Here is a 20,267-nt window from a genome sequence, read left to right on the forward strand (position 1 = left end):
TGGAGCTGACGAATACTAATAGATCGAGGACTTAACCATATAATATGAAGCAATGTTATCTAGTTTTGAAAGAATATAAAAAACTTGTTGACTTTTAAAAGTAAATGAGTTAAAATGATTCTTGTCTTAAATGAATACAGTCTGGTAATGATGGCAGAGAGGTCACACCCGTTCCCATACCGAACACGGAAGTTAAGCTCTCTAGCGCCGATGGTAGTTGGGACCTTGTCCCTGTGAGAGTAGGACGTTGCCAGGCAAAATGGAGGATTAGCTCAGCTGGGAGAGCACCTGCCTTACAAGCAGGGGGTCGGCGGTTCGATCCCGTCATCCTCCACCATATATGTCGGAGGGGTAGCGAAGTGGCTAAACGCGGCGGACTGTAAATCCGCTCCTTCGGGTTCGGCAGTTCGAATCTGCCCCCCTCCACCATTCTTAATTAATGGGCTATAGCCAAGCGGTAAGGCAACGGACTTTGACTCCGTCATGCGCTGGTTCGAATCCAGCTAGCCCAGCCATTAAGAGCCATTAGCTCAGTTGGTAGAGCATCTGACTTTTAATCAGAGGGTCGAAGGTTCGAATCCTTCATGGCTCACCATTTTTAATAAAACATGCGGGTGTGGCGGAATTGGCAGACGCACTAGACTTAGGATCTAGCGCCTTTGGCGTGGGGGTTCGACTCCCTTCACCCGCACTTTTAATAAAATAACTCATACATGTCTTGCGGAAGTAGTTCAGTGGTAGAATACAACCTTGCCAAGGTTGGGGTCGCGGGTTCGAATCCCGTCTTCCGCTCCAATTTTCAATATGACATGCCGGGGTGGCGGAACAGGCAGACGCACAGGACTTAAAATCCTGCGGTGGGTGACCACCGTGCGGGTTCGACCCCCGCCCTCGGCACCATATGCGCCCGTAGCTCAATTGGATAGAGCGTTTGACTACGGATCAAGAGGTTAGGGGTTCGACTCCTCTCGGGCGCGCTTTTATTAACGGGAAGTGGCTCAGCTTGGTAGAGCACCTGGTTTGGGACCAGGGGGTCGCAGGTTCAAATCCTGTCTTCCCGATATTCCAAAAAACATGGGGCCTTAGCTCAGCTGGGAGAGCGCCTGCCTTGCACGCAGGAGGTCAGCGGTTCGATCCCGCTAGGCTCCACTTTATTTAATATATGTCTCGGAGGTATACCCAAGTTCGGCTGAAGGGATCGGTCTTGAAAACCGACAGGCGGTGAGAATCGCGCGGGGGTTCGAATCCCTCTACCTCCTCCATTTTTAAAAATGGTTTAGACATATAATAATAAAATATTTATTTTTTCCTTCATGGAGGTATACCCAAGTTCGGCTGAAGGGATCGGTCTTGAAAACCGACAGGCGGCGAGAGTCGCGCGGGGGTTCGAATCCCTCTACCTCCTCCATTTTTTAATTTAATATTGTCGCGGGGTGGAGCAGCACGGTAGCTCGTCGGGCTCATAACCCGAAGGTCGCAGGTTCAAATCCTGTCCCCGCAACCAAATGGTCCCGTGGTGTAGTGGTTAACATGCCTGCCTGTCACGCAGGAGATCGCCGGTTCGACCCCGGTCGGGACCGCCATTTATGTTGGCTCGGTAGCTCAGTCGGTAGAGCAGAGGACTGAAAATCCTCGTGTCGGCGGTTCGATTCCGTCCCGAGCCACCATTTTTTTTATGCCGGCTTAGCTCAATTGGTAGAGCAACTGACTTGTAATCAGTAGGTTGGGGGTTCAAGTCCTCTAGCCGGCATCATTTAGGGGCATAGTTTAAAGGTAGAACTGAGGTCTCCAAAACCTCCAGTGTGGGTTCGATTCCTACTGCCCCTGTAAAGTATATGGGCCTATAGCTCAGCTGGTTAGAGCGCACGCCTGATAAGCGTGAGGTCGATGGTTCGAGTCCATTTAGGCCCACCATATATTATTCCGCAGTAGCTCAGTGGTAGAGCTATCGGCTGTTAACCGATCGGTCGTAGGTTCGAGTCCTACCTGCGGAGCCATGGCCCGTTGGTCAAGTGGTTAAGACACCGCCCTTTCACGGCGGTAACACGGGTTCGAATCCCGTACGGGTCATACAAAAAAGAGTCAGCATTATGCTGGCTCTTTTTTATTTTGTTGATCCTTTTTATCATTTTACTTTCCAGAAATAAATAAAGGAATTTTGGAAAAGCTATGGTATGTATAAAAAGGAGGAAATAAATAATGACACGAGTTAGAGACTTAATGAGTACCCATATTGTACATTGTACACCGCTAGACAATGTATATGAGGCAGCTGTAAAAATGAAGGAAGAATCGGTTGGGTTAATTCCTGTTGTTGAAAATGAGCAGGTTGTTGGGCTTGTTACTGATCGAGATTTAGTTGTTCGAGGGATTGCTGAAAAACATCCTGGATCTAATAAAATTACAAATGTAATGACAACAAATATTATCTCAGTTTCTCCAAATGATTCTATTGAAAAAGCTACAGAGCTAATGGCACAGTATCAAATTAGACGGTTACCAGTAGTTGATAGTGGTCAGCTTATTGGCATGTTAGCACTAGGAGATTTAGCTATAAGGGAATCGGCAGATGATCAAGCTGGATTTGCCTTGAGCGAAATCTCAGAGCGTACAGAGTAAATTGAAACTTTAATTAACCGAGATTTTAATGGTCACTCATAAAGAGCTAAATTATATATAAAGCTCAGATGCATTATTCTAGTATATATGGATTAAACTAATATGTTAGCGTGATGTATCTGAGACATTATATAATAAGGATATGGTTAATAATTTCCACAGTTTTTTTAAATTTGTTATTCTTCATTTTTAATAAGAGAAAAGATGATATACTGATAGATATAAGTATTATGAGAGATTTCGAATATAACAATATTAATTTTTAGTGGTACGATAATAAATTAATATTTCCTACATAGATGAAAAGGGAAGGGGAATTATATGAAGGCTGTACAGGGCGATCCAAATTGGAATTTGGTTACAGATACATATATAGAACCAAATAATTTTGCTGAATTATTTTCTTTGCTTGTACCTTGTCACCCAAAAGGTGAGGGGAAAGAACGAACTATATTAGTATGGAAAGAGAAAGAATTTTATAAAGAAGAAAATTTAGCGGCATTTATCGTATATGGCATGAATAAAGTAAAGAATTTACCGCAGTTTCATAAAGATGAAATTCCAACTTTAGTGCGTATTCTTCGCTTATGCCAAGAGATTGGTTGGTATGAAGAGGCAAATGCTTTTATGATAGCACAAGGATTAGCTGAGTTTGTTCATACTTCATTGGAATATGAAACATGGGATCTTTTGACGCAATCAGTTGCTTTAAACTATTTAATTATTAAATATCGTATAGGTGAATTGACAGATAGGGATATTGAAATTTGGGATAGAGTTAAATTTAATGAGAAATGTATAACCGATTGTAAACATTTATTATCTCATAAAGAAGTATTGGAATTTACATTCTTTTATATGTGCAAGAGAGCGAAATCATTATCAAAAGAGCAATTAAATAGTGATATGATGAGTTTAGCAATGTATTGTAATACTTTCGTATATGATTTATATACACATGATTTATTACGGAAATATCGTAAGTGTACAGATTTCCTATCATATTATGGACCTAGTCAGGCAGTTTTAGCATGTCAAAGAGCTGTATTATCTCAAATTTCCGATCGCTTAGACCCATTAAAGACAACACATGTAGATGATTATTTATATGTAATGAAAGAAATGATGGAGCATATGACGATAGGAGTAATGGATCGATACGGTCATTTTATTGGAAAGCTACTATCTTATGTGCCATTTTTCGAGATGATACAAGTTCCACAGCATGCATATTATTGTGAAGAATTACTGTATATTTGTAAGGGCATTGAATATAAAGAAGAAACACTACGCAATTATATATTTATACAATTACATGATTGTTTACCATCATTCTTTAGGCTATTTCTTAAAAATAAGCGTTACGCAACGATTCATGATATTCTTTTCTATTGGTGCGATGACGAACAACGAATGAGCTTAGAGAAAAAATATAATCTGAGCTTTATTTATGAAAAATATGCTTGTGGATAAACAATATTTTCGATATGAAAAATTAATATAAATTAAAAAGGATCTCCAGTTTATGTGAGATCCTTTTTTGTTAGTAAAACAAGGAGAAAGTGATTAAAACAAGAAACAACATTCCATATAGGAGAAGTTGTGCAGTATAACTTCCTTGTATACCAAAAAAAGTATTGGCTTTCTTATACAAAAGCAATATGTATTTTATTGGAGTATCTTTGAAAGATTGGTACACAGTGTCTCCTCTTTCTAAGCTTCTTGTTCTTGTTTTTGTTTTTGGTTATAAGGGACATTAATATATCTAGCTACAAATAATAAAACAGCCATAAAGAATACTGGAAATACAGTAGATAAATAAAAGCCATTACTAATTATATTTGTTATGAGAGCACTCAAAAGAAATATAGCGTTATAAATATGGGCAATTTTTTGTTTTAGTTGCACTTGAAATGATTCCATCATAATTTCTAATGCAACAAAAGCAATAATAATAGATAAAAATACAATGTTTGTATTGTAAATGATTAAACAACAGATTAAACCTAAAAAGGCTGCGTATTCAATTATAAGAGGTATATTGCGTGGCATACAATTTACCTAACTAAATATGGCAGTGGATTTACTGCATTTGTTTTTTCAAAATTCCATTCTCCATTATGTAATTCAAAATGAAGATGTTGCCCGTATGAATGACCTGTGTTGCCCATATGACCTACTAATTGTCCAGCTTGTACTTGATCACCAGTTTGTACAGTGCGATCCTTCATATGAGCATAAACAGTTGTATATAATTTCCCATTGATTTGATGCGCAATGAACACAACATTGCCATAGCTAGCTGAATAATAAGATTTCACAACTTTACCTGCAGCAGCAGCTTGGATAGAGACGTTCCCTGGAGCAGCAATATCTATACCATAATGCATTTGTTCCCAGCGTATATCAAAGGTTGAGCTAATTCTTCCTTGAGCAGGGAATTTGAAAGCAGCTGGAATAGATGAAGGCTGATCTGTTTTAGTCTGTGGTTGATTTTGTACTACATAGTGTTTTGCTACATATCCGTATCCTGTGCCAAAACGAATTTTATACCAAGTTCCTACAGTTTCTACTACTTGTACTTGTGTACCGTTTTGTAATGAACCGAGTAGAGCGCTACTTGTACTAGTGTTGCTACGTACATTCAGATTAGGTGTTGCAACAGTATATTTTGTATTATTTTGAACGGTGATTCCTTTTACTAAGGGTTGTGAACCATTAGAGATGAATGCTTTTTGTACGTAACCCGTTTGGCCATTATGTGATATTTTATACCATTCGCCTTGATCTTCTTGAACGGTAATAAACTTGCCATTTGGTAATACATCTAAAATGGAAGATTCTAAATTAGGTTCAGAGCGAACGTTTAATGCATTAGCATTGACGATGTATTGATCATTAGATTGAAGTTTGTTTTTTAGTAAAATAGCATCTTTTTGTACATAACCTACTTTATTATGAACAGATACTTTATACCAACCATTAGTTGTTTCAAGGATGTTCACTTTTGTATTAAAGCGAATTGTATCAATTGATGTGCTCTTTACGTTATCTTCTGTATGTAATGCTACTTGATCGACTTTGACATACCCAGTTTTAACATTAGATAATTGTTCAGCGTTTGCTTTTTGTACATTTGTTTCACCCATAGAAGGAAGTAAAGAAGCAATCGCTACAGTAGTTGCTGTTAAAGCAGTAGCTTTCATATTCATGGAATAGAGACCTCCTCTAGTTGTATAGTTGTAATTTTATTATAGTATAAAGATATAATATAGTGGGTGTATTCACATAAATGTAATATGAAATCAATATAAAAATAAATTTTTTGAGGATAATGATTCCTTTTTAAACAATTAATTGGAGTTTTATTTTCTAAAATAGAATGTATGTATTGTATAACTTTAATTTTTTTATTGATAATTAAGAAAATTAAAATAGTTGATGATGTCTTATTAGGGTGTTATACTGACAGTGATAATTTTATAGTTTGCTAGGAGAGCTGGTGTTGCCAGCTGAGAGTAGGCCGTAAGCCTTTGATCCTTTTTATTACCTGATCTAGATTATGCTAGCGTAGGGAAGCAATTCGGACACTAACAATGAGTCCCCGTTTCTTTGCGTATAGAAACGGGGCTTTTTTATTTGAAAATTTCATATTGAAACCACTAGGGGTGCTTGATTTGCTGAGAGAGGAATAATCCTTAACCCTTATAACACCTGATCTAGGTAATACTAGCGAAGGGAAGTGGAACATCGAATAAATGTATAATTTTATTTGCTGTAACCACTTCTTATATATAGAAGTGGTTTTTTATTTAGATACATATATTGAAAGGGGATAGAGAAATGAAATTTTGCGATAGATTATTAGAAACTGTGCAACCGGTTTGGGAGATGAGTCATAATCATCCGTTTGTAGTGGGTATGGGAGATGGCACGTTAGAAAAAGATAAATTTCAGTATTATATTATTCAAGATTATTTATATCTGCTAGATTATGCAAAATTATATGCGATTGGTGTTGTAAAAGCAACGAATCCACAAGTAATGGGAAAGTTCGCTGAACAAATTGATGGAATATTAAATGGCGAAATGACAATCCATAAACAATATGCAAAAAGACTTGGAATTTCTATAGAGGAGATAGAGTCTGCAAAACCATCTGCTAAAAATTTAGCTTATACAAATTACATGATGTCTGTATCTCAAAATGGCACACTTGCAGAATTAATAGCAGCGCTTCTTCCATGTATGTGGAGCTACTGGGAAATTGGAAAGCGTTTAAATGATATTCCTGGAGCAAGAGATCATGAGTTTTTTGGTGAGTGGATTCAAGGATATAGTTCGGAAGAATACGGTAATCTTTGTATTTGGTTAATAGATTTATTAAATGAAATGGCAGTTGGAAAGTCTGAGAAAGAACTAGATAGATTAGAGGAGATTTTCTTATATTCCAGTCGATTTGAATATTTATTCTGGGATATGTCCTATCGTAAGGAGATGTGGGGATTTGAGGAGCAAGAACATACTACAGTTTCATAATGTTTCTTTTCATTACGATGAGAAACCAATCATCCATGAATTAAATGCTTCTATACATGAGAAAGAGTTTGTCAGTATTATCGGACCGAGTGGATGTGGGAAAAGTACTTTATTTCGCCTTATTACAGGCCTAGAGAAGGTAAGTACTGGAAAGATAGAACTGACAGAAACAAAGCACCATCCTGTAGGATATATGCCGCAAAAAGATATGCTTTTGCCGTGGAGAACAATTATTGAGAATGCTGCTCTGCCGCTAGAGTGCCAAGGTGTACAGAAGAAAGAAGCACAAGTAAAGGCAAAGGAACTGTTATATAAATTTGGTTTACAAGGATATGAGACAAAACATCCGAAAGATTTATCTGGTGGTATGAGGCAACGCGTATCTTTTATCCGAACTTTGTTAACGGGCGGGGAGATATTGTTATTAGATGAACCGTTTAGCGCGTTAGATGCTTTAACGAAGGCCTCTTTGCAAGAATGGCTGTTTGAACAATGGCAAGAGTGGGAAAAAACAATTTTATTCATTACTCATGATGTTGAAGAAGCGTTATTTCTTTCGAACCGAGTTTTAGTAGTGGAACAGCAGCCGATAACGACTTTGACTGAGCGGATTGTACCACTTGATCATAACAGAACACGAAAAGATTTATATAAACCGGAAGTATTAGCGCTGAAAGATGAGCTTCTTAGTATGTTACAAAGGCAGGTACTTGTGTGATGAACCGATTGAAAGAATTAGTTCCTGCTATTACACTTTCTAGTATTTTACTAGCTGTGTGGGAAATAGGAGCAAGAATTGTAGATGAGATGTACATTTTACCGTCACCGTCTGCGATTGTAATGAAGATATGGAAACTAAAAGACATATTATTTACGGTTCATTTACCTGCAACGTTATACGTCGTTTTAATAGGTGTTGTTATTTCTATCGTATTAGGTGTAGGGCTAGCGATGTTAATGAATGCGAGTACATGGATGGAAAGAGCATTTTATCCATTATTAGTTGCTTCACAAACGATTCCGATTACTGCGCTTGCTCCGCTATTTGTTTTATGGTTTGGATACACAATTTGGAGTAAGGTTGTTGTCACAGTTTTAATTACGTTTTTCCCGATTGCGGTCAATACGTATGATGGACTGCGTAGTACGAAAAAAGAATGGGAGGAGCTCTTAGTTACATATGGAGCAACGAAAAGAGATATTTTTCTTAAATTAAAGTTGCCGTCTGCTCTTCCTTATTTTTTCTCAGCTTTAAAAATTGCAGTTCCGCTTAGTGTTATCGGAGCAGCAATTGGAGAATGGCTCGGTGCACAAGCTGGGCTTGGATATTTCAGTAAGAGAATGATGACGCAGTTAGATGGAGCTGGCGTATTTGCACCCATTGTATTGTTATCATTATTAGCTATTTTCTTCGTCGTACTTATTTCCATATTAGAAAAGAAATTCATTAGTTGGAGGAAGCATTCATGAAATTTTTAAAGCGCATCTTTGTATTTACATTATTAATTGCAATGATTGCAGGATGCTCGAGTAATTCAGCATCAGACAAAAGTAAAAAAGAGAAAGAAATAACAGTCATGTTAGATTGGTATCCAAATGCGGTACATAGTTTTATCTATGCAGCAATTGAAAAAGGATACTTTAAAGAAGAAGGTGTAAAGGTAAATATTAAATTCCCTTCTAATCCGACTGATCCATTAACATTGGCAGCAGCAGGGAAGGTGACAGTTGGCTTGTATTATCAGCCAGATGTTGTTATGGCAAGAGCAAATGAGCAAATTCCAGTGAAATCAATTGGGGCTGTCGTACGTTCACCATTAAATCATGTCGTATCGCTGAAATCAGCGGGTATTCAATCACCGAAAGATTTAGAAGGAAAAACAGTAGGATATTCTGGAACACCTTTAAGTGAGATGTATTTAAAAACGATGGTAAAAGAAGCTGGTGGTAATCCTGATACAGTGAAAGTAGTTGATGTTGGATTTGATTTAGTACCAGCCTTAATTACGAAAAAAGTGGATGCGGTAACAGGGGCATACATTAATCATGAAGTACCGGTTATGCGTCATGAAGGCCATGAACCAGCTTACTTTAATCCAGCTGATTATGGAGTACCGAACTATCATGAACTTGTGTTTGTAACAGGTGATAAAACGTTGAAAAAAGATAAAGAAGCGTTGCAAGCTTTCTTACGTGGTACGAAAAAAGGCTATGATTTCATGAAGAAAAACCCAGATGAAGCATTGAATATTTTATTAAATCATCAAGAAAAAGAAAACTTCCCACTTGTGCCAGAAGTTGAAAAGGAAAGTATGAAAATTTTATTAGAGAAGATGGAAACGAAAGATGAGCCATTTTTATCAGATTCAAAAGAATCTTGGGAGAAACAAAATAAATGGCTGAAGGACAAAGGAATGACGAAAGAAACCGTTCCAGCCGATGAACTATTCGAAAATATTTTAAAGTAGGCGAATGAATATGAAAAATGAGCTCCACGTAATCTCAAATGGCCATATGCCATTCGAAGAGTTAGTGAATGTAGCGATGCAAATTGAGAGTGAGATTGATTATTTGCATATTCGTGAGCGTGAGAAGAGTACGAAGGAGTTATATGAAGGTGTGGAAAGTCTTTTAATGGAAGGCTTTCCGGCTTCTAAAATTGTCATAAATGATCGAATTGATATTGCAATTTTATTAAATATTTCTCGTGTTCAACTAGGGTATCGAAGCACAGATGTAAAGTCAGTGAAAGAAAAGTTTTCGTATTTGCATGTCGGTTATTCTGTGCATTCGCTAGATGAAGCGATAGTAGCATTTAAAAATGGAGCGGATTCACTCGTTTATGGTCATGTATTTCCGACAGATTGTAAAAAAGGTGTGCCAGCGAGAGGGCTTGAAGAAATTTCTGACATTGCAAGGTGTTTATCTATACCGATTACAGCAATTGGAGGAATTACTCCAGAAAACGCAGTGGATGTCCTTACTAATGGTGTAAGCGGTATAGCAGTTATGTCCGGAATTGTAAGTAGTAGTGACCCGTATAGCAAAGCGAAATCTTATAAGGAATCAATAAGAAAGTGGGCGGAAAAACATGTGTGAGAAGTATGATGTAGCGATTATTGGTGGTGGTGTAATTGGTAGTTCAGTTGCACATTTTCTAGCAGAAAGAGGACATAAAGTAGCGATTGTAGAGAAGCAAAGAATTGCATCGGAAGCTTCAAAAGCAGCTGCTGGTCTACTTGGTGTTCAGGCAGAATGGGATGCGTATGATCCGCTATTTGAACTTGCTAGAGAAAGCCGAGCTATATTTCCACAACTTGCAGCAGTTTTACGTGAAAAGACGGGTATTGATATTGGATATGAAGAAAAAGGAATTTATCGTATTGCTCAAAATGAAGATGAGAAGGAAAGAATTCTTCACATTATGGATTGGCAGCAAAAAACAGGTGAAGATTCCTATTTTCTAACGGGAGACCATGTGCGGGAAAAAGAGCCGTATCTATCCGAATCTATTATAGGAGCAGTATATTATCCGAAAGACGGTCATGTTATTGCATCAGAGCTTACGAAAGCATTCGCACATTCTGCGGCAATGTCAGGTGCTGATATATATGAACAGACAGAAGTGTTTGATATTCGTATTGAAAATAATAAAGTGACCGGAATTTTTACGAGCGAAGGTATTGTCACATGTGAGAAAGTCGTTATTGCAGGAGGTTCATGGAGCACGAAGTTACTCAGTTATTTTCACCGCGATTGGGGTACATATCCAGTTAAAGGAGAAGTGATTGCGGTAAGAAGTAGAAAACAACTTTTAAAAGCACCTATTTTTCAAGAAAGATTTTACATTACTCCAAAGCGCGGTGGACGTTACGTAATTGGGGCAACAATGAAGCACCATACGTTCAATAAAACTGTGCAGCCAGAAAGTATAACTTCTATATTAGAGCGTGCTTATACAATATTGCCAGCTTTAAAAGAAGCAGAATGGGAAAGCGCGTGGGCAGGATTAAGACCACAATCGAATCATGAAGCTCCTTATATGGGAGAGCATGAAGAAATAAAAGGTTTATATGCTTGCACGGGCCATTATCGGAACGGTATTTTATTAAGTCCTATTTCTGGCCAATATATGGCTGATTTAATAGAAGGAAAGCAAGAGAATCATTTGCTAGATTCATTGCTTTCTAGAAGAGTTTAGAAAGGGGATGGAAGTTTGAATTTAAAAATTAATGGTAACCAAATTGAAGTGCCAGCGAGTGTAAAAACAGTAGCTGAGTTACTTACACATTTAGAGCTAGATAACAGAATTGTTGTAGTAGAGCGTAATAAAGATATTTTACAAAAAGATGATCATACAGATACATCTGTTTTTGATGGAGACCAAATTGAGATTGTAACTTTCGTAGGAGGCGGTTGATTATGTTGAACATTGGACCATTTTCATTTCATTCTAGACTTTTATTAGGAACAGGTAAATTCCCTGATTTTGACGTACAGCAAAAGGCAATTGACGTTTCTGAAGCTGAAATTTTAACGTTTGCAGTACGTCGTATGGATATCTTTGATGCAAAGCAACCTAATTTATTAGAGAAACTTGATGTGAAAAAATATACGTTATTACCAAATACAGCAGGGGCAAAAAACGCTGAAGAGGCTGTTCGTATTGCAAAATTAGCAAAAGCTTCTGGGCTTTGTGACATGATAAAGGTAGAAGTTATTGGTGATGATAGAACGTTATTACCGGATCCGGTAGAAACGTTAAAGGCATCTGAAATGTTACTGGAAGAAGGATTTATCGTACTTCCGTACACATCTGATGATGTTGTATTAGCACGTAAATTACAAGAGCTTGGCGTGCATGCGATTATGCCAGGAGCATCTCCAATCGGATCAGGACTTGGTATTGTAAATCCATTAAATTTGGGCTTCATTATTGAACAAGCGACAGTACCAGTTATCGTTGATGCTGGTATTGGTAGCCCAGCTGATGCGGCATTTGCAATGGAATTAGGAGCAGATGGCGTGTTATTAAATACAGCTGTATCAGGAGCAAAAGATCCTATTAAAATGGCACAGGCAATGAAACTAAGTATTGAAGCAGGACGTTTAGGATTTGAAGCAGGTCGTATTGCACGTAAGCGCTGTGCAACTGCAAGTAGTCCTTTAGAAGGAATGAGCGTAGTTGAATAATCGATATTCTCGCCAAGAACTATTTTCTCCAATTGGAGCAGAAGGGCAGCAAAAGATAAGAAAAAAGCATGTACTTATTATCGGTGCAGGTGCATTAGGTAGTGCAAATGCAGAGATGTTTGTAAGAGCGGGTGTTGGCAAGATAACAATTGTTGACCGTGATTATGTAGATTGGAGTAATTTACAAAGACAACAATTGTATGCAGAGAGCGACGTAAAGAATAATCTCCCAAAAGCTATAGCGGCTAAAAAACGTTTAGAAGAGATTAATAGCGATGTAACAATAAAAGCTCTCGTTCAAGATGTAACAGCTGAAGAGCTAGAAGAACTTGTTACAAACGTTGATGTAATTATTGATGCGACTGATAATTTCGAAACACGCTTTATTGTGAATGATATAGCACAAAAATATTCTATTCCATGGATTTACGGTGCATGTGTAGGTAGTTACGGTCTTTCTTACACAATCATTCCTAGTAAAACACCATGTTTATCATGTTTATTGCAGTCGATTCCGCTTGGCGGGGCAACATGTGATACAGCGGGTATTATATCACCTGCTGTATCTCTTGTCGTTTCTCATCAAGTAACAGAAGCTCTTAAACTGTTAGTAGAAGATTACGAATCACTTCGAGATGGGCTTGTATCGTTTGATATGTGGAAGAATGAGTATTCATGTATGAATGTGCAAAAGCTTCGCCAGCATAATTGTTCTTCATGCGGAGAGAATGCATTATATCCGTATTTAAATAAAGAGAACACATCAAAAACAGCAGTCTTATGCGGGCGAAATACAGTTCAAATTAGACCACCTCATAAAGAGGAAATGAATTTTGAACAATATAAAGAGTTGCTGGAAGGTCGCGTGAATGATTTAAATGTAAATCCATATTTACTATCATTTTCTGTTGAAGACAAGAGGTTAGTCGCCTTTAAAGATGGCCGTGTGCTCGTACATGGAACGAAAGATATAAGCGAAGCAAAAACGATTTATCATCGCTATTTTGGATAGAAAAGGATGAGTGGGATGAAAGTGAATAAAGCTTTAACAATTGCAGGGTCTGATAGCGGCGGCGGTGCTGGAATTCAGGCAGATTTAAAAACATTCCAAGAGCTTGGTGTATACGGAATGACGGCTATTACGGCAATTACTGCTCAAAACACGCTTGGCGTTCAAGGGGTATATCCTGTTCCGTTAGAAGGTATTACAGAACAGCTGAATTCAATTGGTACGGATTTAACACCAGATGCAGTGAAACTAGGAATGTTATTTAGTAGTGAAATAATTCAAATTGTTGCAGAACAAATTAAAAAATTTGGCTGGAATAATATTGTGCTAGATCCCGTTATGATCGCAAAAGGCGGTGCATCATTATTACAGCAAGAAGCAGTTCATGCATTAAAAGAATATTTATTACCAGTAGCAACCGTTATAACACCGAATGTTCCAGAAGCAGAAGTGTTAACTGGGATGGAGATTCATAATGTTGAAGATAGTAAGGAAGCTGCAAAAGTATTGCACAAATTAGGTGCTAAATATGTGCTTATGAAGGGCGGACATGCAGAATATCAAGGTAATGAAGTAATTGATTTCCTCTTTGATGGAGAAGAATTTATTGAGTTTAGAAGCGAGCGAATTCCTTCAAAGCAAACGCACGGAAGTGGGTGCACATTTGCTTCAGCGGTTACAGCAGGACTTGCGAAAGGATACTCAATTGAAGATGCTGTTCAAGAAGCAAAACGATTTATTAGTATAGCAATTGAAGAGCCATTGAATATTGGTAGTGGTCATGGACCAACGAATCATTTTGCGTATAAAGTGAATAGAACGCGTGTATAGATAAGTGAAAAGCCAGTTTTATAACTGGCTTTTTTTCTGTTTACTTTTTCAAAATACAGGAGTAATATATCAGCCAGAATATATTTTTTTGTAAACGCTGAGTCCAATTATATGGAGCGGAGGAACCAATTTGTGCAGTGTCACTAGGGGTGAATCTTTCAAATTTGAAAGTAGGGCTACTCTCAAAGCCCGAATCCGACAGCTAACTTCGTAAGCGTCTTGAGAGAGGACGGTGCCATGATGGATACATCACTTCATCGATCTGATTAGTATAGGGGAATATCAATCTATGTTTGATTTTTTTTATACTAAGGAGGATGAGGTACATGGAACTAACACTTATTTGTGTTGGAGAAGAAAGTAAGGTAAATAGTTTAAGAGATCTAGTTGCATTTCAACATGAGTTAGTTATTTTTACAGCAAATGAAGAGGTAGCGGCTGAAGTTAGGAATTGTGGGTTTGATTGGACTTATAGTTGTAGTAAGGAGCAGGATTTTACTAGTATTTGTGAGTGTATTAAGAAGGTCATTTTACTAGGGGATGAGCTTCCAATCGTTAGTTTCTTCACAGAACACATTCGTTTTTCTTTTCAAGCACCTATTACTGTTGTTACAAGGAATAAACGATATCCAGCGAGGCTCTATGAAACAATTGGAGCTAAGTTTGTCGTGTTTACAAATTGTGATAATATTTCTTTTTTATTTTTTGAATAGGGCGGGGGAAGAAATGATGAAGGTACTATTACTTGGAGATATAGCAAATCGTTGGGCAGTATCGGTAGAGCGAGTTCAAGAATTGGTCCAGATTGATCCCCTTTTTCCAGGGCCATATATTATATTACCATCAAAAGATGCTTTGTATTTAGAGATGGATATTACCGAGTATGAGCAGCTACATGCAGAATTGACACAAGTTTATATTCGTGGGAGAAATTTACGTGCATTTTTACGAGGGGAATAAAGGTTGAATAAAAAAGAGCGAATGCTGAGTGCAACAAGCTATGCACTTCATGTCATTCGCTCTTTTTATTTCATATTTAAAAGGTCATTTTTAAGAAAAGAAAAGAGAAATAAAGAAAATAGATGAAATAACAGTAATAATCTTCGATGTAAGCGTTTAAATGAATGTAAATATTATTATTTTCAGTAATTTACCCCTTTACAAGTGAAATATAGAGGAGTATATTTACTCTCATAAATCATTCATAAAATTTCCAAAAAAACCTAAAATCGCTGAGTTCCAGAAATGGAGCGGGGGAACCAATTTTGTGCATCGTCACTTGGGGTGAATCTTTCAGTTTTGAAAGTAGGGCTACTCTTTAGGCCCGAATCCGACAGCTAACCTCGTAAGCGTTTAGAGAGGAGGTTTACTTTTTGTTGTTCATTTTTTGAACACTGAGTAGAGCTCAGTGTTCTTTTTTAATATTTAAATGGTAAATTTTAACAAAAAGAGAGGGATAGTTATGTTAGATGTTGTAATGGTCGGGATTTTTATTTTATTAGTTGCATCGATGGCAAGTCTTGCAAGTTGGTCAGATAAAGTTGTGAAAGAAGGAAAGCAATCATGATGATTGTCTTATCGGTTATTGTCGCAGCAATTACAGTGTATTTAGTGTATGCATTATTAAATCCAGAGAAGTTTTAATTAGGGGGAATCATTCATTATGATTTGGGTTGCAGTCATTATTACAATGCTCTTGTTTATTTTAGTAGCAAAGCCAACGGGGATTTATTTAGAAAAAGCTTTTCAAGGTAGCAAAACGTTAGATAAAGTATTCGGGCCTTTTGAAAAACTTATTTTTAAAATTACGGGTGTAAAAGCATACAATCAAACGTGGAAACAGTACGCATTATCATTAGTTTTATTAAATGGATTTATGATCGTTGTCGTATACTTCATTTTCAGATTACAAGGTGTGCTGCCATTAAATCCAGCGCATATTGAAGGGATGGAGCCTACGCTCGCTTTTAATACAGCAATTAGTTTTATGGCTGATACAAACTTACAGCATTATAGCGGTGAAAATGGTTTATCTTATTTATCACAATTAATCGGAATTACATTTTTAATGTTTGCGGCACCAGCAACGACATTAGCGCTCGTTATGGCTTTTATAAGAGGACTTGCTGGAAAAGAACTTGGTAACTTTTTCGTTGATTTTACGAGAGCGTTAACGAGAGTGTTTCTTCCTATCGCATTTATTGCGGCACTAGTTTTTGTCGCACTTGGTGTACCACAAACGTTAGATGGGGCGGTTACAGCACAAACGATTGAAGGTGCAAAGCAAAGTATTTTACGTGGACCTGTTGCATCATTCGTTTCCATTAAGGAACTTGGAAATAACGGCGGTGGATTTTTCGGAGCAAACTCTACGCATCCTTTCGAAAATCCAGGACAAATGAGTAATATTTTGCAAATGATGCTTATGATGTTATTACCAACAGCACTTCCATTTACGTACGGACGAATGGTCGGAAATAAAAAACAAGGCCGCATCCTTTTCGTGTCACTATTTATGGTATTTTTACTAGGGTTTATAACGATTACGACATTTGAACTAAACGGGAACCCGGCATTAAATGGAATGGGTATCGAACATGTACAAGGAAGTACAGAAGGGAAAGAAGTACGATTTGGAACAGTATTTTCTTCACTATACGCAACAGTAACGACAGCTGCTGAAACAGGCGCTGTTAATACGATGCATGATACGTTAACACCAATTGGTGGTCTAGTTCCCCTCGTAAATATGATGTTAAATACAGTGTATGGCGGAGTTGGAGCAGGCTTTGTAAACATTATTATGTATGCAATTATCGCGGTGTTTATATCTGGGTTAATGGTTGGACGGACACCAGAGTTTTTAGGTAAAAAGATTGAAGGTAAGGAAATGAAATTAATCGCAGTCACGATTTTATTTCATCCATTGCTCATTTTAGGATTTTCGGCATTAGCTCTTTCAACAAATTTAGGAACGGATGCTATTTCTCATTCCGGTTTCCACGGTTTAACACAAGTTGTATATGAATATACATCGTCAGCTGCGAATAACGGATCTGGATTTGAAGGATTAGGAGATAATACACCGTTTTGGAATATTACGACTGGTTTAGTTATGTTTTTAGGACGCTACTTCAGTTTAATTACGATGCTAGCTGTGGCAGCTTCGTTGAAAGAAAAAACGGTAGTGCCAGAAACAGTCGGAACGTTCCGTACAGATAATAGTTTATTTGGTGGCATCTTCATCGGAACGATTGTAATTGTCGGTGCATTAACATTTTTCCCGATGTTAGTACTCGGACCAATTGCAGAATTTCTTACATTGAAGTAATGGAGGGTAAATGATGAGACCGGTAGTAGTAAAAGAAAAACAAGTAAATGAGACACAAATACATGCTGTAGAAGATGAGGTTAGACAAGCGAAAACGATGGATCGTGATATCGTAACACATGCGATGAAGCAATCCATTGCGAAATTGAATCCGAAAGTCATGATAAAGAATCCGATTATGTTCGTTGTGGAAATTGGGTTTATCATTACGTTCATTTTATCTTTTCTTCCAAGCAGTTCTAGTAGTATACCAGGATGGTTTAATATAACAGTTTCTCTTATTCTATTATTTACAGTTTTATTTGCGAATTTTGCAGAAGCATTAGCAGAAGGTCGCGGTAAAGCGCAAGCCGATTCTTTAAAACAGTCGAAGAAAGATGTGTTTGCAAATGTTGTAAAAGAAAATGGAGACATTGTCCAAGTTTCAGCAACTGATCTTAGAAAAGGTGACGTTGTTATCGTAAAACAAGGAGAAATGATTCCGAATGATGGTGAAGTAATCAAAGGATTAGCGTCTGTAGATGAATCTGCAATTACAGGAGAATCAGCTCCTGTAATAAAAGAAGCGGGTGGTGATTTTTGTTCCGTAACAGGTGGAACGATGGTGGTAAGTGATGAAATTACAATTGTCATTACGAGTAATCCTGGTGAATCATTTATCGACAAAATGATTTCTTTAGTAGAAGGAGCTGCTCGTCAAAAAACGCCGAATGAGATTGCTTTAAATACAGTATTAACGAGCTTAACTCTTATCTTCTTGATCGTCGTTGTGACGTTGCCGATTTTTACAAATTATTTAGGTTTTCAAATTGATACAGCTGTACTCGTAGCATTGTTAGTATGTTTAATTCCAACGACAATTGGTGGTTTGCTATCAGCGATTGGTATTGCTGGGATGGACCGGGTGACAAAATTTAACGTGTTAGCGATGTCAGGGAAAGCAGTAGAAGCTGCGGGCGATATTAATACAATTATTTTAGATAAAACAGGTACAATTACTTTTGGAAACCGGATGGCTCATACATTATTGCCTGTAGGAAATGAAACGATTGAGCAAGTTGGAAAGTGGGCTGCTATTAGTTCTGTTTTAGATGAAACACCAGAAGGTCGATCTGTTATTGAGTATGTGCAGGGAAAATCTATATCATATAATAGAGAACTTGCAGAACAAGGGGAGTTTGTTCCGTTTAAAGCAGAAACGAGAATGAGCGGTGTTGATTTACAAGACGGAACGAAAGTGAGAAAAGGTGCTGTCGGTGCTGTTATTGAATGGGTTGGGTCACAAGGTGGAACAATTCCGAAAGATGTAAATCAAAAAGCAGACTTAATTTCAAAAGAGGGCGGAACACCACTTGTAGTTGCAGTAGATAATCGTATTTACGGTTTAATTTATTTAAAGGATACAGTAAAACCGGGTATGCGTGAGCGTTTTGAACAGTTGCGCCAAATGGGGATTAAAACGGTTATGTGTACAGGTGATAATCCGTTAACAGCAGCAACGATTGCAAAAGAAGCTGGAGTAGATGAATTCGTTGCCGAGTGTAAACCAGAAGATAAAATTGCGGTTATTAAAGCAGAGCAAGATAAAGGGAAACTTGTAGCGATGACAGGTGATGGTACAAATGATGCTCCGGCATTAGCACAGGCTGACGTTGGATTAGCGATGAATAGTGGTACGACAGCTGCGAAAGAAGCAGCGAATATGATTGATTTAGACTCGAATCCAACGAAAATTATTGAGGTTGTAGGAATTGGTAAGCAATTGTTAATGACCCGAGGTGCGTTAACGACGTTTAGTATTGCGAATGATATAGCGAAATATTTTGCGATTATTCCAGCGATGTTTACACTTGCGATTCCGCAAATGGAAGCATTGAACATTATGAAATTAACATCACCACTGTCAGCGATTTTATCAGCATTAATATTTAACGCTGTTATTATTCCATTACTCATTCCGTTAGCGATGAAAGGTATTGCATATAAACCGATGAGTTCTAATGCATTGCTTAGCCGAAACTTACTTATTTATGGGCTTGGCGGAGTTATCGTTCCGTTCATTGGAATTAAAGTAATTGATATAATTGTCGGTTTGTTCATATAAGGAAGAGGGGAAAAAGATGGAAAAGAAACAAAGTATACTATCACCAATTATCCGTATTACTTTTACATTTCTAGTGTTGTGTGGACTTGTATACCCACTTATTGTTACTGGTATTGCACAAGCAGTGATGAAGGATAATGCGGATGGAAGTCTAATATATAATGATAAAAATGAAGTGATTGGTTCTAAATTAATCGGGCAAAACTTCACGGATCCACGTTATTTTCAAGGGCGTGTTTCTAGTATTGAATATAAGGCAGAAGCATCTGGTTCAAATAACTATGCACCATCTAATCCAGATTTAGAGAAACGAGTAGAGAAAAGTATTGAAGAGTGGAAGAAACAAAATCCGAGCGTTCCAGTTACAGAAGTACCGATTGATTTAGTGACAAATTCAGGTTCAGGGCTTGATCCTGACATTAGTCCGAAGGCAGCTTCTGTGCAGGTGGATCGCATATCGAAATTAACGAATATTCCGAAAGAAAAACTTAATCAATTGATTAAAGATCAAACAGAAGGTGCTGCGCTTGGTTTATTTGGAGAAGATCGAGTGAACGTCTTAAAGCTAAATTTGGCATTACAGGAATTAATGAAATAGTAACAACGCTACCTCAATCTAACGGATTGAGGTAGCGTTGTTT

The 20,267-nt window shown here is 37.5% G+C and carries 22 protein-coding genes, 20 tRNA genes, 1 rRNA gene and 4 riboswitches; of the genes, 41 read left to right on the forward strand and 2 right to left on the reverse strand.

Annotated elements, in window-relative coordinates:
- Window positions 1–140 precede the first annotated feature (140 nt).
- The 23 genes from rrf to ACO6VI_RS16675 all read left to right on the forward strand — a co-directional run bounded on the left by rrf (window position 141) and on the right by ACO6VI_RS16675 (window position 4,092).
- A 5S ribosomal RNA gene (gene rrf, locus ACO6VI_RS16565) occupies window positions 141–256 on the forward strand.
- 5 nt (window positions 257–261) lie between these two features.
- A tRNA-Val gene (locus tag ACO6VI_RS16570) sits at window positions 262–337 on the forward strand.
- 8 nt (window positions 338–345) lie between these two features.
- Window positions 346–429 (forward strand) — tRNA-Tyr (locus ACO6VI_RS16575).
- Window positions 430–440: 11 nt separating this feature from the next.
- Window positions 441–515 (forward strand) — tRNA-Gln (locus ACO6VI_RS16580).
- A gap of 4 nt (window positions 516–519) precedes the next feature.
- Window positions 520–595: transfer RNA gene (locus ACO6VI_RS16585), tRNA-Lys, on the forward strand.
- Window positions 596–610: 15 nt separating this feature from the next.
- Window positions 611–691 (forward strand) — tRNA-Leu (locus tag ACO6VI_RS16590).
- Window positions 692–720: 29 nt separating this feature from the next.
- Window positions 721–795: transfer RNA gene (locus tag ACO6VI_RS16595), tRNA-Gly, on the forward strand.
- A 16-nt stretch (window positions 796–811) separates the two neighbouring features.
- Window positions 812–900, forward strand: a tRNA-Leu gene (locus tag ACO6VI_RS16600).
- A gap of 3 nt (window positions 901–903) precedes the next feature.
- Window positions 904–977, forward strand: a tRNA-Arg gene (locus ACO6VI_RS16605).
- Window positions 978–987: 10 nt separating this feature from the next.
- A tRNA-Pro gene (locus tag ACO6VI_RS16610) sits at window positions 988–1,061 on the forward strand.
- 15 nt (window positions 1,062–1,076) lie between these two features.
- Window positions 1,077–1,149: transfer RNA gene (locus ACO6VI_RS16615), tRNA-Ala, on the forward strand.
- A gap of 20 nt (window positions 1,150–1,169) precedes the next feature.
- Window positions 1,170–1,262, forward strand: a tRNA-Ser gene (locus ACO6VI_RS16620).
- Between the two features lie 53 nt (window positions 1,263–1,315).
- Window positions 1,316–1,408, forward strand: a tRNA-Ser gene (locus ACO6VI_RS16625).
- Window positions 1,409–1,427: 19 nt separating this feature from the next.
- Window positions 1,428–1,504 (forward strand) — tRNA-Met (locus ACO6VI_RS16630).
- Window positions 1,505–1,507: 3 nt separating this feature from the next.
- Window positions 1,508–1,583 (forward strand) — tRNA-Asp (locus ACO6VI_RS16635).
- Between the two features lie 8 nt (window positions 1,584–1,591).
- Window positions 1,592–1,667: transfer RNA gene (locus ACO6VI_RS16640), tRNA-Phe, on the forward strand.
- Window positions 1,668–1,677: 10 nt separating this feature from the next.
- Window positions 1,678–1,750 (forward strand) — tRNA-Thr (locus tag ACO6VI_RS16645).
- 6 nt (window positions 1,751–1,756) lie between these two features.
- Window positions 1,757–1,827: transfer RNA gene (locus ACO6VI_RS16650), tRNA-Trp, on the forward strand.
- A 10-nt stretch (window positions 1,828–1,837) separates the two neighbouring features.
- Window positions 1,838–1,914, forward strand: a tRNA-Ile gene (locus ACO6VI_RS16655).
- An 8-nt stretch (window positions 1,915–1,922) separates the two neighbouring features.
- A tRNA-Asn gene (locus tag ACO6VI_RS16660) sits at window positions 1,923–1,997 on the forward strand.
- 1 nt (window position 1,998) lies between these two features.
- Window positions 1,999–2,070: transfer RNA gene (locus tag ACO6VI_RS16665), tRNA-Glu, on the forward strand.
- A 129-nt stretch (window positions 2,071–2,199) separates the two neighbouring features.
- Window positions 2,200–2,619: a CBS domain-containing protein gene (locus ACO6VI_RS16670; protein WP_000199012.1), complete on the forward strand. Its 420-nt coding sequence runs from the start codon at window positions 2,200–2,202 to the stop codon at window positions 2,617–2,619.
- Between the two features lie 321 nt (window positions 2,620–2,940).
- Window positions 2,941–4,092, forward strand: coding sequence for a DUF3965 domain-containing protein (locus tag ACO6VI_RS16675; protein WP_000648915.1), 1,152 nt, complete (start codon window positions 2,941–2,943; stop codon window positions 4,090–4,092).
- A 240-nt stretch (window positions 4,093–4,332) separates the two neighbouring features.
- Here the strand turns inward: ACO6VI_RS16675 and ACO6VI_RS16680 are convergent, their stop codons facing one another.
- Both ACO6VI_RS16680 and ACO6VI_RS16685 read right to left on the reverse strand, forming a co-directional pair.
- Entirely contained in the window at window positions 4,333–4,671 is a 339-nt protein-coding gene (locus ACO6VI_RS16680) for a hypothetical protein (protein ID WP_001137818.1), read from the reverse strand.
- 5 nt (window positions 4,672–4,676) lie between these two features.
- Window positions 4,677–5,831, reverse strand: a complete 1,155-nt coding sequence (locus tag ACO6VI_RS16685) for an SH3 domain-containing protein (protein ID WP_001056046.1) — start codon at window positions 5,829–5,831, stop codon at window positions 4,677–4,679.
- A gap of 270 nt (window positions 5,832–6,101) precedes the next feature.
- Window positions 6,102–6,213: riboswitch (TPP riboswitch) on the forward strand.
- A gap of 60 nt (window positions 6,214–6,273) precedes the next feature.
- Window positions 6,274–6,377: riboswitch (TPP riboswitch) on the forward strand.
- Between the two features lie 85 nt (window positions 6,378–6,462).
- On the opposite strand from ACO6VI_RS16685, the gene tenA reads away from it, so the two are divergent.
- The 18 genes from tenA to kdpC all read left to right on the forward strand — a co-directional run bounded on the left by tenA (window position 6,463) and on the right by kdpC (window position 20,224).
- Complete coding sequence (tenA, locus tag ACO6VI_RS16690) at window positions 6,463–7,158, forward strand: thiaminase II (protein ID WP_000666826.1); 696 nt, start codon at window positions 6,463–6,465, stop codon at window positions 7,156–7,158.
- Complete coding sequence (locus ACO6VI_RS16695) at window positions 7,127–7,876, forward strand: ABC transporter ATP-binding protein (protein WP_001256790.1); 750 nt, start codon at window positions 7,127–7,129, stop codon at window positions 7,874–7,876. The genes tenA and ACO6VI_RS16695 overlap by 32 nt, the downstream gene beginning before the upstream one ends.
- Entirely contained in the window at window positions 7,876–8,628 is a 753-nt protein-coding gene (locus tag ACO6VI_RS16700) for an ABC transporter permease (RefSeq protein ID WP_001080857.1), read from the forward strand. Before ACO6VI_RS16695 ends, ACO6VI_RS16700 begins: the two co-directional genes overlap by 1 nt.
- Window positions 8,625–9,626: an ABC transporter substrate-binding protein gene (locus tag ACO6VI_RS16705; protein ID WP_000670421.1), complete on the forward strand. Its 1,002-nt coding sequence runs from the start codon at window positions 8,625–8,627 to the stop codon at window positions 9,624–9,626. The genes ACO6VI_RS16700 and ACO6VI_RS16705 overlap by 4 nt, the downstream gene beginning before the upstream one ends.
- 10 nt (window positions 9,627–9,636) lie before the next feature.
- Window positions 9,637–10,257: a thiazole tautomerase TenI gene (gene tenI / locus ACO6VI_RS16710; protein ID WP_063546488.1), complete on the forward strand. Its 621-nt coding sequence runs from the start codon at window positions 9,637–9,639 to the stop codon at window positions 10,255–10,257.
- On the forward strand, window positions 10,250–11,359 hold the full coding sequence (gene thiO, locus ACO6VI_RS16715) for a glycine oxidase ThiO (RefSeq protein ID WP_063546490.1): 1,110 nt from the start codon (window positions 10,250–10,252) through the stop codon (window positions 11,357–11,359). Before tenI ends, thiO begins: the two co-directional genes overlap by 8 nt.
- Before the next feature lie 15 nt (window positions 11,360–11,374).
- Window positions 11,375–11,578, forward strand: a complete 204-nt coding sequence (gene thiS, locus ACO6VI_RS16720; protein WP_001049502.1) for a sulfur carrier protein ThiS — start codon at window positions 11,375–11,377, stop codon at window positions 11,576–11,578.
- Between the two features lie 2 nt (window positions 11,579–11,580).
- Window positions 11,581–12,351 carry a thiazole synthase gene (gene thiG / locus ACO6VI_RS16725; RefSeq protein ID WP_000931980.1) on the forward strand — a complete coding sequence of 257 codons (771 nt, stop codon included), beginning with the start codon at window positions 11,581–11,583 and terminating at the stop codon, window positions 12,349–12,351.
- Window positions 12,344–13,363, forward strand: coding sequence for a thiazole biosynthesis adenylyltransferase ThiF (gene thiF / locus ACO6VI_RS16730; protein ID WP_422423679.1), 1,020 nt, complete (start codon window positions 12,344–12,346; stop codon window positions 13,361–13,363). Before thiG ends, thiF begins: the two co-directional genes overlap by 8 nt.
- Window positions 13,364–13,378: 15 nt before the next feature.
- Complete coding sequence (gene thiD / locus ACO6VI_RS16735) at window positions 13,379–14,191, forward strand: bifunctional hydroxymethylpyrimidine kinase/phosphomethylpyrimidine kinase (RefSeq protein ID WP_063546492.1); 813 nt, start codon at window positions 13,379–13,381, stop codon at window positions 14,189–14,191.
- A gap of 85 nt (window positions 14,192–14,276) precedes the next feature.
- A riboswitch (cyclic di-AMP (ydaO/yuaA leader) is annotated at window positions 14,277–14,424 on the forward strand.
- Window positions 14,425–14,517: 93 nt separating this feature from the next.
- Window positions 14,518–14,904, forward strand: coding sequence for a hypothetical protein (locus ACO6VI_RS16740; protein ID WP_000424087.1), 387 nt, complete (start codon window positions 14,518–14,520; stop codon window positions 14,902–14,904).
- Window positions 14,905–14,917: 13 nt separating this feature from the next.
- Window positions 14,918–15,151, forward strand: a complete 234-nt coding sequence (locus ACO6VI_RS16745; protein ID WP_002025339.1) for a hypothetical protein — start codon at window positions 14,918–14,920, stop codon at window positions 15,149–15,151.
- 3 nt (window positions 15,152–15,154) lie between these two features.
- Window positions 15,155–15,277, forward strand: a complete 123-nt coding sequence (locus tag ACO6VI_RS16750) for a hypothetical protein (protein WP_001034421.1) — start codon at window positions 15,155–15,157, stop codon at window positions 15,275–15,277.
- A gap of 134 nt (window positions 15,278–15,411) precedes the next feature.
- Window positions 15,412–15,557: riboswitch (cyclic di-AMP (ydaO/yuaA leader) on the forward strand.
- Between the two features lie 96 nt (window positions 15,558–15,653).
- Window positions 15,654–15,758, forward strand: coding sequence for a SipW-dependent-type signal peptide-containing protein (locus tag ACO6VI_RS16755; protein WP_000887894.1), 105 nt, complete (start codon window positions 15,654–15,656; stop codon window positions 15,756–15,758).
- Window positions 15,758–15,835 carry a K(+)-transporting ATPase subunit F gene (kdpF, locus tag ACO6VI_RS16760; protein WP_223153441.1) on the forward strand — a complete coding sequence of 26 codons (78 nt, stop codon included), beginning with the start codon at window positions 15,758–15,760 and terminating at the stop codon, window positions 15,833–15,835. Before ACO6VI_RS16755 ends, kdpF begins: the two co-directional genes overlap by 1 nt.
- 19 nt (window positions 15,836–15,854) lie before the next feature.
- Window positions 15,855–17,522, forward strand: coding sequence for a potassium-transporting ATPase subunit KdpA (gene kdpA, locus ACO6VI_RS16765; protein ID WP_000638329.1), 1,668 nt, complete (start codon window positions 15,855–15,857; stop codon window positions 17,520–17,522).
- Between the two features lie 13 nt (window positions 17,523–17,535).
- Window positions 17,536–19,626 (forward strand): potassium-transporting ATPase subunit KdpB, encoded by a 2,091-nt coding sequence (kdpB, locus tag ACO6VI_RS16770; protein ID WP_001248009.1) that lies wholly within the window; start codon window positions 17,536–17,538, stop codon window positions 19,624–19,626.
- Window positions 19,627–19,642: 16 nt separating this feature from the next.
- The gene (gene kdpC, locus ACO6VI_RS16775; RefSeq protein ID WP_000412606.1) at window positions 19,643–20,224 is read left to right on the forward strand and encodes a K(+)-transporting ATPase subunit C; all 582 of its coding nucleotides are present in this window, start codon (window positions 19,643–19,645) and stop codon (window positions 20,222–20,224) included.
- The last annotated feature ends 43 nt before the right edge of the window (window positions 20,225–20,267 follow it).

The organism is Bacillus sp. PSXD-155, from assembly GCF_049310765.1.
Classification (GTDB): Bacteria; Bacillota; Bacilli; order Bacillales; family Bacillaceae_G; genus Bacillus_A; species Bacillus_A cereus.

Bases quoted from the DNA above. Each gene is read 5' to 3' on its own strand.
- ACO6VI_RS16670 (WP_000199012.1), top strand. From the start codon at position 2,200: ATGACACGAGTTAGAGACTTAATGAGTACCCATATTGTACATTGTACA.
- ACO6VI_RS16675 (WP_000648915.1), top strand. From the start codon at position 2,941: ATGAAGGCTGTACAGGGCGATCCAAATTGGAATTTGGTTACAGATACA.
- ACO6VI_RS16680 (WP_001137818.1), bottom strand. From the start codon at position 4,671: ATGCCACGCAATATACCTCTTATAATTGAATACGCAGCCTTTTTAGGT.
- ACO6VI_RS16685 (WP_001056046.1), bottom strand. From the start codon at position 5,831: ATGAATATGAAAGCTACTGCTTTAACAGCAACTACTGTAGCGATTGCT.
- tenA (WP_000666826.1), top strand. From the start codon at position 6,463: ATGAAATTTTGCGATAGATTATTAGAAACTGTGCAACCGGTTTGGGAG.
- ACO6VI_RS16700 (WP_001080857.1), top strand. From the start codon at position 7,876: ATGAACCGATTGAAAGAATTAGTTCCTGCTATTACACTTTCTAGTATT.
- ACO6VI_RS16705 (WP_000670421.1), top strand. From the start codon at position 8,625: ATGAAATTTTTAAAGCGCATCTTTGTATTTACATTATTAATTGCAATG.
- tenI (WP_063546488.1), top strand. From the start codon at position 9,637: ATGAAAAATGAGCTCCACGTAATCTCAAATGGCCATATGCCATTCGAA.
- thiO (WP_063546490.1), top strand. From the start codon at position 10,250: ATGTGTGAGAAGTATGATGTAGCGATTATTGGTGGTGGTGTAATTGGT.
- thiG (WP_000931980.1), top strand. From the start codon at position 11,581: ATGTTGAACATTGGACCATTTTCATTTCATTCTAGACTTTTATTAGGA.
- thiD (WP_063546492.1), top strand. From the start codon at position 13,379: ATGAAAGTGAATAAAGCTTTAACAATTGCAGGGTCTGATAGCGGCGGC.
- ACO6VI_RS16740 (WP_000424087.1), top strand. From the start codon at position 14,518: ATGGAACTAACACTTATTTGTGTTGGAGAAGAAAGTAAGGTAAATAGT.
- ACO6VI_RS16745 (WP_002025339.1), top strand. From the start codon at position 14,918: ATGATGAAGGTACTATTACTTGGAGATATAGCAAATCGTTGGGCAGTA.
- ACO6VI_RS16755 (WP_000887894.1), top strand. From the start codon at position 15,654: ATGTTAGATGTTGTAATGGTCGGGATTTTTATTTTATTAGTTGCATCG.
- kdpF (WP_223153441.1), top strand. From the start codon at position 15,758: ATGATTGTCTTATCGGTTATTGTCGCAGCAATTACAGTGTATTTAGTG.
- kdpA (WP_000638329.1), top strand. From the start codon at position 15,855: ATGATTTGGGTTGCAGTCATTATTACAATGCTCTTGTTTATTTTAGTA.
- kdpB (WP_001248009.1), top strand. From the start codon at position 17,536: ATGAGACCGGTAGTAGTAAAAGAAAAACAAGTAAATGAGACACAAATA.
- kdpC (WP_000412606.1), top strand. From the start codon at position 19,643: ATGGAAAAGAAACAAAGTATACTATCACCAATTATCCGTATTACTTTT.